Origin of the sequence: Faecalibacterium sp. Marseille-P9312, from assembly GCF_902497445.1 — a bacterium.
Classification (GTDB): domain Bacteria; phylum Bacillota; class Clostridia; order Oscillospirales; family Ruminococcaceae; genus Faecalibacterium; species Faecalibacterium longum.
The window spans coordinates 24,934-38,453 of sequence record NZ_CABVEW010000013.1 but is presented as its reverse complement, the minus strand read 5'-3'; the positions used below and the strand labels follow the sequence as shown (position 1 = coordinate 38,453).

Genomic DNA, 13,520 nt, shown 5'->3' with positions numbered 1-13,520 from the left:
ACTTTAGCTTTGCTTACGTTGCTTGCAACGGTGGGCTTCGGAGTTTTTGACGTCGCCTGGAAAATCTTTAATAACAAAAAATGACCGCCCGGCTACCAATCGCGCGATCATTTTTTGTTGATCTACCGGAAAGGTGCTGACCGTTTGCCAGACAGCACTCTCTTCGTTTATATTATACCACAGCCCCGCCGAAATTGCAACGGCGGGGCTGTAGTATTGCTCGCAACTGTGAGCTGGGGTGATGTTCTATGACGCTTTTAGAAACTTTAGCTCTGCTTACGTTGCTTGCAACTGTGGGCTTTGGCATGTTCGATATCGCGTGGAAAATTTTCAACAACAAAAAATGATTGCCCTCAGTGTCTCAAGCCCGAGCGGTCATTTTTTGTAATTGACCAACCGGAAAGGTGCTGACCGTTTGCCAGACAGCGCTTTCTTTATCTGTATTATACCACAGCCCCGCCGAAATTGCAACGGCGGGGCTGTTTTTTCACTCACAAAAGTGAGTTTTTATCAGAACTCGATCTTGCTCTCGATATAAGCCTTCAGCTCGGAGATGGGCATACGCACCTGCTCCATGGTGTCGCGGTCGCGGACGGTGACGCAGTTGTCGGCTGCGATGCCCTTGGCCTCGTCGCCCACGGTGTCGAAGTCCACGGTGATGCAGTAGGGGGTGCCGATCTCGTCCTCACGGCGGTAGCGCTTGCCGATGGAGCCGGTATCGTCGTAGTCCACCATGAAGTACTTGCTCAGCTCGCTGCGGATCTCCATGGCCTTGTCGCCCAGCTTCTTGCTCAGGGGCAGGACAGCGCACTTGTAGGGAGCCAGAGCCGGGTGCAGGTGCAGGACGGTGCGGACGTCCTCCTTGCCCTTGCTGTCGGTCAGATGCTCCTCGTCGTAGGCCTCGCACAGGAAAGCCAGCGCCACGCGGTCGCAGCCCAGAGAGGGCTCGATGACGTAGGGGATATAGTGCTCGTTGGTCTCGCTGTCGAAATACTCGAGGCTCTTGCCGGAGGCCTCCTGATGGCGGCTCAGGTCGTAGTTGGTGCGGTCGGCGATGCCCCACAGCTCGCCCCAGTCGGTGAAGGGGAAGGCGTACTCGATGTCGGTGGTGGCGCGGCTGTAGAAGGCCAGCTCGGCAGGCTCGTGGTCGCGCAGGCGCAGATGCTCCTTCTTGATGCCGAGGCTCAGCAGCCAGTTCTCGCAGTAGTCCTTCCAGTAGCCGAACCACTCGAGGTCGGTGCCGGGCTTGCAGAAGAACTCGCACTCCATCTGCTCGAACTCGCGGGTGCGGAAGGTGAAGTTGCCCGGGGTGATCTCGTTGCGGAAGGCCTTGCCCACCTGACAGACGCCGAAGGGCAGCTTGCGGCGGGTAGTGCGCTGGATGTTGGCAAAGTTGACGAAGATGCCCTGCGCGGTCTCGGGGCGGAGGTAGCAGGTGGAAGAGCTGTCCTCGGTGACGCCGATGGCGGTCTTGAACATCAGGTTGAACTTACGGATGGGGGTGAAGTCGTGCTTGCCGCAGACGGGGCAGACCACGTCCTCGTGTTCGGCGATGAAAGCGTCCATCTCGTCAAAGCTCATGGCGTCCACGTTCACCTCGGGGTGCTCGTCGCCGATGAGCTTGTCGGCCCGGTGGCGGGCCTTGCAGGCGCGGCAGTCCAGCAACGGGTCCGAGAAGCCGGCAACATGGCCGGTGGTGACCCAGGTCTGGGGGTTCATGAGGATGGCGGCATCGAGGCCCACGTTGTAGGGGCTCTCCTGCACGAACTTTTTCAGCCATGCCTTTTTGACGTTGTTCTTGAACTCGACGCCCAGAGGGCCGTAGTCCCAGCTGTTGGCCAGACCGCCGTAGATCTCAGAGCCGGGGAAGACATAGCCCCGGTTCTTGCAGAGATTGACGATCATATCAAGGGTCTTTTCGCTCTGTTCCATTGTAAGTACATCCTTTCCGTCCGCGGCTGGTTTGCCGTGTCGTGTTGCGTCGTTGTCCCGGCGGCTTTCCCCGCAGCCGGGTCTGCTTTTCCTGTTGAAAGCAGAGTACCTTTACTTTATCATGTTTTGCGGGGATTGTAAAGGCCCGCCCCCTCGCTCCGCTCCGCCCCGTCTCCAAAAAAACCAAGGCCCGGAGCGTTCCCGCTCCGGGCCTTGGAGTCATTTCTCAATGTGTATCACAGACAGGGTCTGTAATGATTTGAGGAGATGGGGTGATTAGGCGTTCTTGGTCAGCTCAACAACAACGACAGCGTAGTAAGCCTTGTTGGAAGCACCGTCATTAACCAGCTTCACGCCGAAGTTGACCTTTGCCTTCGTAGCGCTGGTGTTCTTCTCAGCGTTCTTCACAGTGTAATTATTGCCACTGTCGCTGACAGTCTTCAGAGCGCTAGAAGTAGCATCATAAATAGCGCTGTGCACCTTGCTAGCAGACCAGTTCTCAGCGTGAGAATCATCAGAGGTCTTAGGAGCTTTGATAACAATGTAAGCGTAATCCTTCGTGCCAACCTTGATGTAGGTCAGGGTAGTTGCCTGAGCTTTAGTGGACAGCTGACCCTTACGAGCAGCATCATCAGCACCAAAAGATTCAAAAGCCTTCTCTGCCTTCTTGTCCAGATCGTTGTCATAGTTGTAGACAACCTTCTGAGTCGGCTGAGTGTTGTTGCCGTTCAGAGCCTTCTCCAGAGCATTAGCAGCAGCGCGGTCGCTCAGAGCGCAGCCAGTCAGCATAGACACTGCCATAACACCGGTGAGGACGACGGCCAGAAGTTTCTTTGCCATTTTCATGATTTTTGCCTCCATAAATAAAAATGAATTATACAGGCAGGCCATCCATTTCCGGCTGTCGGCCTGTGCTATCATTATACCTCACCCATTGTTTTTGTCAATATCTTCTTCGCATTTTTATCACATTTACAAATTCTTCTCTTTTCACTCGTGCATTTTCCACAAATTCACGGTAGCCCTCTCAGTCACGCTTCGCAATGCCACCTCTCCCAAAGGGAGAGGCTTTGGCAGGCCGGTTCACTTTCCACTGGACGCCTGAGGCTCGACAGGACGCAAAAGGGCGGGCCTTGCTTGCGGGGACAGCGGCTTCTGGACAACGCACCTTGTCAAGCTGTCGCTGGCCTGGACAGCGGAGCACTACCGTTTCCGAGACATCGCGCTTCGCTCGTCCAGACGAAAGCTGACCGACATGCCAATGGCTCCCCCTTTGGGGCAACGGCGACGACCGCCGCCAGTGGCGGAAACAGGGAGGAGCTGTTGGGGCAGCGGCCAGCAGGATGCGAGCGGCAGCGAAGCAGACGCTGGGAGCCGCAACCCGGCCTTGGCGAGGAGCTTGCGACGAGACTGAGAGGGCAAGGCCGCTGACGGCGAATCCCAGACACAGCGATAGTATCGCTCTGACAAAAAGCCTGCCCATCGCTGCGCAGCGGCTCTTTCCTGCCGGGCTTGCCCTCTCCGTCACCTTCGGTGACACCTCTCCCAAAGGGAGAGGCTTTGGCATGCCGGTTCACTTTCCACTGGACGACTGAGGCTCGACAGGACGCAAGAGGGCGGGCCTTGCTTACGGGGACAGCGGCTTCTGGACAACGCTCCTTGTCAAGCTGTCGCTGGCCTAGACAGCGGAGCACTGCTGTTTCTGAGATATTGTGCTTCGCTCGTCCAGACGAAAGCTGACCGACATGCCAAGGGCTCCCCCTTTGGGGGAGCTGGCGGGCGCAAGCCCGACTGAGAGGGCTAGGATGCTGAGACAAAACAAAAACACAGCGATAAGATGACTCTATCAAAAGCCAATGCTTATCGCTGTGTAGATGCTCTTTGGAGACGGGCTTGCCCTCTCCGTCACCTTCGGTGACACCTCTCCCAAAGGGAGAGCCTTTGGCAGGCCGCATCGTTTCCTGTATCTTTTTGGCGAAACGTGTGATATAATGGTTTTGCGGCCTTGCCCGCCCATTTATTCGGGAGGGGAGGTGAGAAAAATGCCTAGTATTACCACTTTTATGCTGTCCGTCGCAGCAAATGTAGCATCTTACTACATCTGCAAGTGGCTTGACGGATGGTTCACGGGCCGTAAGCACTAAAAAGAAGACCCCCTTTCGGAGATAGCAGCTCCGTGAGGGGGTTTTCTTCTTGGTGAGTCAAATGACTAGCTTGATTACCACTTTTATTGTCTTTATTATATGCGCTTTTTCCCAAAAAGTCAAGCACTGTGCGGAAAGTTTGCAGTCACTCTTCTCTTGGCATCTCCTGTATCTTTTTGTCAAAGTTTATGATATAATGAGTCTGCGGCTCGTCCCGCCCAATCTACCAAGGATGGGAGAAGGGGGGTGTCGCCTTATGGCGTATATTTTTACATTTGTACTGTCCGTCGCAGCGAATGTAGCGTCCTACTACATCTGCAAGTGGCTTGACGGATGGCTGAAGGGCCGTAAGCACTAAAAAGGACCCCCTTTCGGAGATAGCAGCTCCGGGAGGGGGTCTTTCCTTTGGGTGCGCCGATGGCGTATTTGCTTTTACATTTGCTATTTTTATTATATGCCATTCCCCGCAAAAGTCAAGCACTGTGCGGAAAGTTTGCAAGCGCCCTCTCCGACCTTTTATTTATGATACTTCATCCCCGCATTGATGGTGCAGGCGCGGTAGATCTGTTCGGTGAGGACAAGGCGGGCCAGCTGGTGGGGCATCGTGATGCGGCCCATGCTGAACCGGAGCGCCGCCGCGCGCTTGACCTCGTCTGAGAGGCCGTGGGACGAGCCGATGACGAAGGCCACGTCTCCCGCGCCGCTGTTTGCGCGGTCGGCGAGGAACTGGGCCAGCTCCTCGGAGGAGATCTGTTTTCCCTCGATGCACAGGGCGACGATGGCCGCGCCCCTGCGGACGCTGCCGAGGATGGCTCTGCCCTCTTTGTCCAGCGCCTTTTTCACCACGGCGTCGGAGGCGTTCTTCTCTTCGATTTTTTCTTCCGGCAGCTCGACGATGCGGAAAGACGCAAACGCCGCCAGACGCTTCTGGTATTCGGCCACGCCCTCGGCGAAGTATTTCGCGTTGAGCTTGCCGACGCAGATCAGGTCGATGTTCTGCATGGTTATCTTCTCCTTCCTCGCGCTCCAAAGGCTCCCCCTTTGGGGGAGCTGGCGCGCAGCGCCTGAGAGGGCTAGGCCGCTGACAAACAGCTCTTGCACCGCGATAGTATCGCTCTGACAAAGAGCCTGCCCATCGCTGCGCAGCGGCTCTTTCCTGCCGGGCTTGCCCTCTCCGTCACCTTCGGTGCCACTGCCCGGGTTGCGGCTCCCAGCGTCTGCTTCGCTGCCGCTCGCATCCTGCTGGCCGCGGCCCCAACAGCTCCTCCCTGTTTCCGCCACTGGCGGCGGTCGTCGCCGTTGCTCCCAAAGGGAGAGGCTTTGGCAGGCCCCGCAAAGTGAACGGTTTCGCCAGAGGCTCCCCTACTAGGGGAGCTGTCGAGCGAAGCGAGACTGAGAGGTTGTACGAAGGGAAGCCTGACCGTGAGCCACTGCTGGACTCAACCTCTCCGTCAGCGCTGACGCGCTGCCACCTCCCCTACCGAGGGGAGGCCTTGGCATTCCGCAAAGTTTTCCTTCCCAGTTCAAAGTTTTCCACTCCGCCAGAGGCTCCCCCTTTGGGGGAGCTGGCGGGCGCAAGCCCGACTGAGAGGGCAAGGCCGCTGACGGCGAATCCCAGACACAGCGATAGTATCGCTCTGACAAAGAGCCTGCCCATCGCTGCGCAGCGGCTCTCTCGTGCCGGGCTTGCCCTCTCCCTCCTTGCTTCGCAATGCCACCTCTCCCCAAGGGAGAGGCTTTGACAGGCGCAAAAATCACAGCATCGTCATCTGCTCCCCTTCATCCTCCGCGCGGACGAGCGCACCGGTGGCCGGCAGGCTGCGGACGCGGTAGCGGGGGGGGGTGGCCAGTTCCAGCGTATCCGCCGGGACGACGGAGTCGATGGTCTGGTTCTTTTTCAGGGTCACGACCGCCACGCCCTGACTGTCGCGGGTGGTCTTTGCGGCGATCTGCGCCGTGCCGACCAGGAGCATCCGTCCCGCGCTGGTGCGGATGGCCAGCTCCGTCTCCTCGGGCAGGAAGAACATGGTCGCCAGCGGCTCTTTGTCGCAGTAGGCTTTCAGCAGCTTGCGGCGGTTCTGCTTGGTGGCGTAGGAGCTGAGCGGGATTTTTGCGCACCTGCCGCTGGCAAAGAAGAAGAGCATATAGCCGCCGTAGTCGGAGGTGATGACCATGTCGAGGATGTTCTCGCCCTCATCCATGCCCAGACGACCCGGCAGATAGATGCCCATCTGGGCCACCTTGCCGTCTTCCAGCTCGGCCAGACGCACCTTATATACCTGCTGTTTGTCGGTGAAGAAGAGCGCTTCCACGTTGTTCCGCGTCTCCACCTGCCGGACGATCTCGTCGCCCTCCTTGAGCTTGTGCGCACCGGCTGTGCGCAGGCTCTGGGGCGGGATCTTCTTCAGATAGCCCTCGCGGGTGAAAAAGACAGTGACGGGATAATCCGGCACGGCCTCTTCCTCGGCACCGCCCTCTTCCTCGGGCAGGTCGTAGAGGATCTCGCTGCGGCGGGGCTGGCCGTACTTCTTTGCCACGTCGGCCAATTCCTTCATGATGATCTTGCGGATGCGGGCAGGCTTTGCGAGGATGTCGTTCAAATCGGCGATGTCGGCTTCCAGCTGCTCGATCTCGCCGGTGCGCTTGAGGATATATTCCCGGTTGAGGTGGCGCAGCTTGATCTCGGCCACATAGTCGGCCTGCACCTCGTCGATGCCAAAGCCGATCATCAGGTTGGGGACAACTTCCGTCTCCTCCTCCGTGGTGCGGATGATATGGATGGCCTTGTCGATGTCCATCAAAATCGCCGCCAGACCCTTGAGCAGGTGGAGGCGCTTTTCCTTGCCGTGGAGGTCATAGTAAGTGCGTCGGCGGACGCATTCCATCCGGAAGGCCGTCCACTCCTGCAAAATTTCCCGCACGCCCATGACCCGGGGCTGGCCCGAGACAAGGATGTTGAAGTTGCAGCTGAAGCTGTCCTCCAGCGGGGTGGCCTTGAAGAGCTTGGCCATCAGCTTGTCGGCGTCCACGCCGCGCTTGAGGTCGAGGGTGAGCTTGAGGCCGTTCAGATCGGTCTCGTCCCGCATATCGCTGATCTCTTTGATCTTGCCCGCCTTGACCAGCTCGGCGATCTTATCCATGATGGCCTCCACCGTGGTGGTGGGCGGTATCTGGGTGATCTCGATCATGTTCTCGCCCGGCACGGCGGCGTAGCGGGCGCGCACCTTCACGCTGCCACGGCCATTCTCGAAGATGTCCCGCATCTGGGCTTCGTCGTAGAGGATCTGGCCGCCGCCCACGAAGTCCGGGGCGGGCATGGTGGTGGAGATGTCGTGCTTTGCATCCTTCATGAGGGCGATGGTGGTGCTGCACAGCTCTGCCAGATTGAAGGAGCAGATGTTGCAGGCCATACCGACGGCGATGCCCAGCGTGTTGTTGGCCAGAATGGTCGGGAAGGTCACGGGCAGAAGGGTCGGTTCGGTGGTGGTGCCGTCGTAGTTGGGGACGAAGTCCACCGTCTCCTTGTCGATGTCCCGGAACAGCTCTTCGCAGACACCTTCCAGTTTTGCTTCGGTGTAGCGGGCCGCGGCACAGGACATATCCCGGCTGTAGGCCTTGCCGAAGTTGCCCTTGCTGTCCACGAACGGCACCAGCAGGCTCTCGTTGCCCCGGCCCATGCGGACCATGGTGTCATAGATGGCGGCGTCGCCGTGGGGGTTCAGGTGCATGGTGCTGCCCACGATGTTCGCCGACTTGGTGCGCGCGCCCTTGATCAGGCCCATCTCATACATCGTATACAGCAGCTTGCGGTGGGCGGGCTTGAAGCCGTCGATCTCCGGCAGGGCGCGGCTGACGATGACGCTCATGGCGTAGGGCATATAGTTCGTTTCCAGCGTGCGGGTGATGGGGTCTTCCAGCACACTGCCGGCGTTCAGTATCTCAACGCCCTCGCCCAGCTGGGGGCGGACAGGCTTTGCGGTTTTTTTGCTCGATTTTTTTGCCATTGTAAATCCTCTTTAAGACACATCCAGATCGTCCAGATACTCTGCGCCGTGCTGGGCGATATGCTCCTTGCGGCCTGCGAGGTTGTCGCCCAGCAGGATGTCGAACACCTGCGCGGTGCGCTCCACGTCGGTGGGCATCACCTTGATGAGGCGGCGGCTCTCGGGGTTCATGGTGGTCAGCCACATCATCTCGGGGTCGTTCTCGCCCAGACCTTTCGAGCGCTGGATGGTGTATTTCTTATCGCCGATCTCCTCGAGGAAGGTGGCCTTCTCGGGCTCGGTGTAGGCGAAATAGGTGCGGTCTTTCGTGGTGATCTCGTACAGCGGCGACTCCGCGATATAGACATAGCCCTCGTTGATGAGGGTGGGGGTCAGGCGGTAGAGCATGGTCAGCACCAGTGTACGGATCTGGTAGCCGTCCACGTCGGCATCGGTACAGATGACGATCTTATTGAAGCGGAGATTGTCGAGGTTGAAGGTTGCAAGCTCCTTGTTGTGCTTGCCGCCCAGCTCCACGCCGCAGCCCATGACCTTGATGAGGTCCACGATGACGTCCGACTTGAAGATGCGGGCATAGTCGGCCTTGAGGCAGTTCAGGATCTTGCCGCGGATGGGCATGATGGCCTGATATTCACTGTCGCGGCTGGTCTTGACGGCACCCATAGCCGAATCGCCCTCGACGATATACAGCTCCCGGCGGGAGGCGTCCTTGGTGCGGCAGTCCACGAACTTCTGCACCCGGTTCGCCAGGTCGATTTGGGTCGAGAGTGTCTTTTTGATGCTCTGGCGCGTTTTTTCGGCGTGCTCACGGCTCTGCTTGTTCACCAGCACCTGCTGACAGATTTTCTGGGCCTCGTCGGGCTTTTCGAGGAAGTAGACTTCCAGATAGTGCTTGAGGAAGTCGGTCATGGCCTGAGAGACGAACTTGTTGGTGATGGCCTTTTTGGTCTGGTTCTCATAGCTGGTGCGGGTGGAGAAACTGGACGAAACGTAGACCAGACAGTCCTGCACATCCTGAAAGCTGATGGCACTCTCGCCCTTTTTGTAGAGGTTCTTCTCCTTCAGATACTTGTTGATCTGGTAGACGAAGGCCGTGCGGACGGCGTGTTCCGGGCTGCCGCCATGCTCCAGCCAGGACGAGTTGTGGTAGTATTCCAGCAGCTGCACCTTGTTGGAGAAGCAGAACGCCGCGCTCATCTTCACCTTATAATCGGGCTGGTCTTCGCGGTCACGGCCGGTGGCTTCGCTCTCGCAGCTGAACACCGGGGTCAGGCTGTCTTCGCCCGCCGTCTCAGCCACATAGTCGGCGATGCCGTGCTCATAGCACCAGCTCTCCTTCCACGGCTTGCCGGTGGCGGGGTCTTTCTCCTTTTCGTCGGTGAAGTTGAGGGTCAGGCCCGCGTTGACGACAGCCTGACGGCGGAGGACATCTTTATAGTAGCTGCCGGGGACGTCGATGTCGGTAAAGACCTCATCGTCCGGCTTCCAGTGGATGATGCTGCCGGTGCGGCGGCCCTTGTAGGGCTCTTTGTGCAGGCCGCCCACATTCTCGCCCTTCTGGAAGTCGAGGTGGTAGTGGAAGCCGTCGCGGTAGATGTCGGCGGTCATCCATGCCGAGGCGTACTGGGTGGCGCAGAGGCCCAGACCGTTCAGACCGAGGCTGAATTCATAGTTGTCCTCGCCCTCGCCGTACTTGCCGCCTGCGTACATCTCGCAGAACAGCAGCTCCCAGTTGTAGCGCTCTTCGCCCTTGTTCCAGTCCACGGGCATACCGCGGCCAAAGTCCTCGACGATGACGCTGCCATCCTTGCAGCGGGTGACGTTGATGGTGTCACCGTGGCCGTCGCGGGCCTCGTCGATGGAGTTGGAGACGATCTCAAAGATGGAGTGAGCGCAGCCCTCCACGCCGTCCGAGCCGAAGATGACGGCCGGGCGCTTGCGCACACGGTCGGCACCCTTCAGCGAAGTGATGCTTTCGTTGCCATATTCCTGTTTTCTTGCCATGCTGCTCCTCCCGGCCCCGGAATGTTCTTGCAGTGGAGCCGTCTCAAACGCTTTTGCTATATATAGGTATAGATTCCCACAGCGGGAGAAAAGCGATTCTTTTCATTCTCATTTATTAAACCATAGGTTGTTGAAGATGTCAAATAGTCTTTCCCTGTCTGCCGCCCGCAAAAAGTGTCAGAAAAGTCAGTCTTATTTTGGACGATAACACGGGCAAAATATAGAAAGTTCAAAAATTCTCAAAAAATTTTGCATTTACCCCTTTACAAAATCGAAATTTCAGGTATAATAATCATCGTCCGGTGCGCCTCTGTAGCTCAGTCGGTAGAGCAGGGGACTGAAAATCCCCGTGTCATTGGTTCGATTCCGATCGGAGGCACCAGTCAGGAGACCCAGCAGGGTTTCCAATATGCGGCCGTAGCTCATCTGGTAGAGCGCCACCTTGCCAAGGTGGAGGTAGCGAGTTCGAGCCTCGTCGGCCGCTCCATAATGGAGCAGCAATCGTTGTTCCAGTATGGCCCGGTAGCTCAGTTGGTTAGAGCACCAGCCTGTCACGCTGGGGGTCGTCGGTTCGAGCCCGATCCGGGTCGCTTCGTCGAAAGTCCTGCTGTTCATCGTGCAGTCTTGCAAGCAAGACTGCTGTGATGAACGCCAGACTTTCTCCTCTTCCCCACAAACATTTGCTTCGCAAATTTTTGCGGGGGCCCCGTTAAAAAACGGGAGGGTGCAAGGATAAATGCACCGAATATGCGGCCGTAGCTCATCTGGTAGAGCGCCACCTTGCCAAGGTGGAGGTAGCGAGTTCGAGCCTCGTCGGCCGCTCCAAATGGAGCAGCAATCGTTGCTCCGAATATGGTGACGTGGCCAAGTGGTAAGGCAAGGGTCTGCAAAACCCTCATCCACCAGTTCAAATCTGGTCGTCACCTCCAAAAGATTCCCGGATGCTGAGGCATCCGGGAATCTTTGTTGTTTTGCTCGTTAAATAATCTACTTATGCGGAAAAGCTTGTCTCCCCTCTTCGCTCTGTGCTATGCTAAAAGAGTCAGTAACGAAACGGCTAAGAGTCCAGAGGAGGATACAGCCCTATGCCAGCGTTCCCGCGCAAAGATTTCCGGCTCCATGTGGGCTGGCGCACCATCAAGACCGCCGTCAGTGCTCTGCTGGTCAACTACTTTCTGCCCCGGTCCCGGGTCGTTTCCCTCTGGGAAGGGTTCAAAGGGCTGTTCAAGGAAGACAGTAAGGTTTGAATGCTTTTCCGCGCCCCGCTCCGGCGGGGCGCTTTTCTTTTGCCCTCTGCCGTGATACAATGGGCATACTATCATTTCCCCTGAAAGGAGGCCGCGCCATGCCTGCCGAACTTCACACCACCCTCACGCCGGACACCCCGGTACGCTATCTCAAGGGCGTCGGCCCCAAGACTGCCGAGCGGTTCGAGAAGCTGGGCATCCTGACCCTCAGCGACCTGCTCTGCCACTATCCCCGCCGGTATCTGGATTTTTCAAAGCCCTACTCCATCGCCGAGGCCCCCGCCGACACCGAGTGCGTCGTGAAGGCCGAAGTGTTTGCAAAGCCCGGCGGGCGCATCCTGCCGGGCGGGCGGCGGATGGAGCGCATCACCGCCGGGGACGATGTATCCAGCCTCGAGATCACGTGGTTCAATAATCCATACGCCGCCCAGAAGCTGGAGCTGGGGCAGGAATACTATTTTCAGGGCATCGTGACGGGCGGGATGCTCCGCCGTCAGATGGTCAACCCGCAGGTGCGCACCGACGCGCAGGTGAAGTCCTCGCCTTTCGAGGCCGTCTACCCCCAGACCGAGGGGCTGACCAGCAGCGCCATCGCCAAGTGCGTCCGCCAGCTCCTCCCCCACGCGGAACTTCTGCCCGACCCGCTGCCCCCCGAGATGCTGAAAAAATACCGTCTGCTCTCCAAGGCAGACGCCGTCCGGGCCATCCACTGCCCCGCCACCGAGGAGGAAGCCTTTGCGGCGCGGCGGCGGCTCATCTACGAAGAGCTGCTGGTCTTACAGCTGGGCATCGGGCGGATGAAGAACCACGGCGCGGCCTCCACCGGCGCGCCGATGAAGAAAGCCGACGCCTCTCCGTTCTGGGAGTCGCTGCCCTTCTCCCCCACCGGCGCACAGCGGCGGGCCGTGGAAGAGATCCTGACCGATATGTCGGGCAAAACGTCCATGAACCGCCTTTTGCAGGGCGACGTGGGCAGCGGCAAAACGCTGGTGGCCGCTACGGCCATCTGGGCCTGCATCCGGGCCGGGTATCAGGCCGCACTGCTGGCTCCCACCGAGATCCTGGCCAGCCAGCACGCCGAGAACCTGAACCGTCTGCTCTCCCCCTTCGGGATGCGGGTGGCCCTGCTCACCGGCGGCATGAAAGCCGCCGCACGGCGCACCACCCTCGCCGCCATCCGGGACGATGAGGCCGACCTCATCGTAGGCACCCACGCCATCCTCAGCGAGGGCGTGGAGTTCGCCCGGCTGGGTCTGGCCGTCGTGGACGAACAGCACCGCTTCGGTGTGCGCCAGCGGGGCCTGCTGGCCGAAAAGGCCGCGAACCCCCACCTGCTGGTCATGAGTGCCACTCCCATCCCCCGGACGCTGGGGCTGCTGATGTACGGCGACCTCGACATCTCCATCCTCGACGAGCTGCCGCCGGGCCGCAAGCCCGTCAAGACCCGCTGCATCACCGGCAAAAAGCGGGCCGACCTCTACGGCTTCCTTGATCGAGAAATCGATTCCGGACGACAGGTGTATATCGTCTGCCCTGCCATTGAGGACGCAGGCGGCAGCGGCCTGAACGCCGTCAAGAGCTACTATGAGGACATCGCAAAAGCCTATCTGCCGGACCGCCGGGTGGGCCTGATGCACGGCAAGCTCAAGCCGAAGGAAAAGGCCGAGGTGATGGATGACTTCAAATCCGGACGTCTGGACGCCCTCGTGTCCACCACCGTCATCGAAGTTGGTGTGGACGTGCCGAATGCGACGGTCATGGTCATCGAAAACGCCGAGCGGTACGGCCTGAGCGCACTGCACCAGCTGCGCGGGCGTGTGGGACGCGGCGCGGCAGAGAGCTGGTGCTTCCTTGTCAGCGACAATGCCTCCGAGTCGGTGCAGAAGCGGCTCAAGTTCCTCTGTTCCACCTCAGACGGCTTCGCCGTGGCGCAGTACGACCTCGAGACCCGCGGCCCCGGCGACTTCTTCGGGAGCCGCCAGCACGGTCTGCCGACCTTGCAGATCGCCGATTTGATGAACGATACCCGCACCCTCCACGCAGCCCAGAGCGAGGCTGCGGCCCTGCTGGCCGAAGACCCGCTTCTCGAGCGGCCCGAACACGCCCTGCTGGCCCGTCAGGTGGAGCAGATGTTCGACAAGGCCGGTGCAATGAATTGAGTAACGAAAAAGGACTGCCCGCGGCAGTCC

At 59.0% G+C, this 13,520-nt stretch carries 7 protein-coding genes and 5 tRNA genes; 7 read left to right on the top strand and 5 right to left on the bottom strand.

Annotated features, from left to right (window positions below; all coding sequences use genetic code 11):
- Window positions 1–510: 510 nt before the first annotated feature.
- The 5 genes from F3G95_RS10360 to F3G95_RS10340 form a co-directional block, all read right to left on the bottom strand.
- Entirely contained in the window at window positions 511–1,932 is a 1,422-nt protein-coding gene (locus tag F3G95_RS10360) for a glycine--tRNA ligase (protein ID WP_149794858.1), read from the bottom strand.
- 276 nt (window positions 1,933–2,208) lie between these two features.
- On the bottom strand, window positions 2,209–2,778 hold the full coding sequence (locus F3G95_RS10355) for a hypothetical protein (RefSeq protein ID WP_149794857.1): 570 nt from the start codon (window positions 2,776–2,778) through the stop codon (window positions 2,209–2,211).
- Between the two features lie 1,814 nt (window positions 2,779–4,592).
- Complete coding sequence (gene rlmH, locus F3G95_RS10350) at window positions 4,593–5,078, bottom strand: 23S rRNA (pseudouridine(1915)-N(3))-methyltransferase RlmH (RefSeq protein ID WP_149794856.1); 486 nt, start codon at window positions 5,076–5,078, stop codon at window positions 4,593–4,595.
- A gap of 752 nt (window positions 5,079–5,830) precedes the next feature.
- Entirely contained in the window at window positions 5,831–8,080 is a 2,250-nt protein-coding gene (locus tag F3G95_RS10345) for a DNA gyrase subunit A (protein WP_149794855.1), read from the bottom strand.
- A 12-nt stretch (window positions 8,081–8,092) separates the two neighbouring features.
- Window positions 8,093–10,084: a toprim domain-containing protein gene (locus tag F3G95_RS10340; protein WP_149794854.1), complete on the bottom strand. Its 1,992-nt coding sequence runs from the start codon at window positions 10,082–10,084 to the stop codon at window positions 8,093–8,095.
- A 306-nt stretch (window positions 10,085–10,390) separates the two neighbouring features.
- On the opposite strand from F3G95_RS10340, the gene F3G95_RS10335 reads away from it, so the two are divergent.
- The 7 genes from F3G95_RS10335 to recG all read left to right on the top strand — a co-directional run bounded on the left by F3G95_RS10335 (window position 10,391) and on the right by recG (window position 13,490).
- Window positions 10,391–10,466: transfer RNA gene (locus F3G95_RS10335), tRNA-Phe, on the top strand.
- A gap of 29 nt (window positions 10,467–10,495) precedes the next feature.
- Window positions 10,496–10,571, top strand: a tRNA-Gly gene (locus F3G95_RS10330).
- Between the two features lie 29 nt (window positions 10,572–10,600).
- Window positions 10,601–10,674: transfer RNA gene (locus F3G95_RS10325), tRNA-Asp, on the top strand.
- Between the two features lie 159 nt (window positions 10,675–10,833).
- Window positions 10,834–10,909: transfer RNA gene (locus F3G95_RS10320), tRNA-Gly, on the top strand.
- A 29-nt stretch (window positions 10,910–10,938) separates the two neighbouring features.
- A tRNA-Cys gene (locus tag F3G95_RS10315) sits at window positions 10,939–11,013 on the top strand.
- A gap of 156 nt (window positions 11,014–11,169) precedes the next feature.
- The gene (locus F3G95_RS13820) at window positions 11,170–11,331 is read left to right on the top strand and encodes a hypothetical protein (protein WP_188117546.1); all 162 of its coding nucleotides are present in this window, start codon (window positions 11,170–11,172) and stop codon (window positions 11,329–11,331) included.
- Window positions 11,332–11,429: 98 nt separating this feature from the next.
- Window positions 11,430–13,490: an ATP-dependent DNA helicase RecG gene (gene recG, locus F3G95_RS10310; protein WP_149794853.1), complete on the top strand. Its 2,061-nt coding sequence runs from the start codon at window positions 11,430–11,432 to the stop codon at window positions 13,488–13,490.
- The last annotated feature ends 30 nt before the right edge of the window (window positions 13,491–13,520 follow it).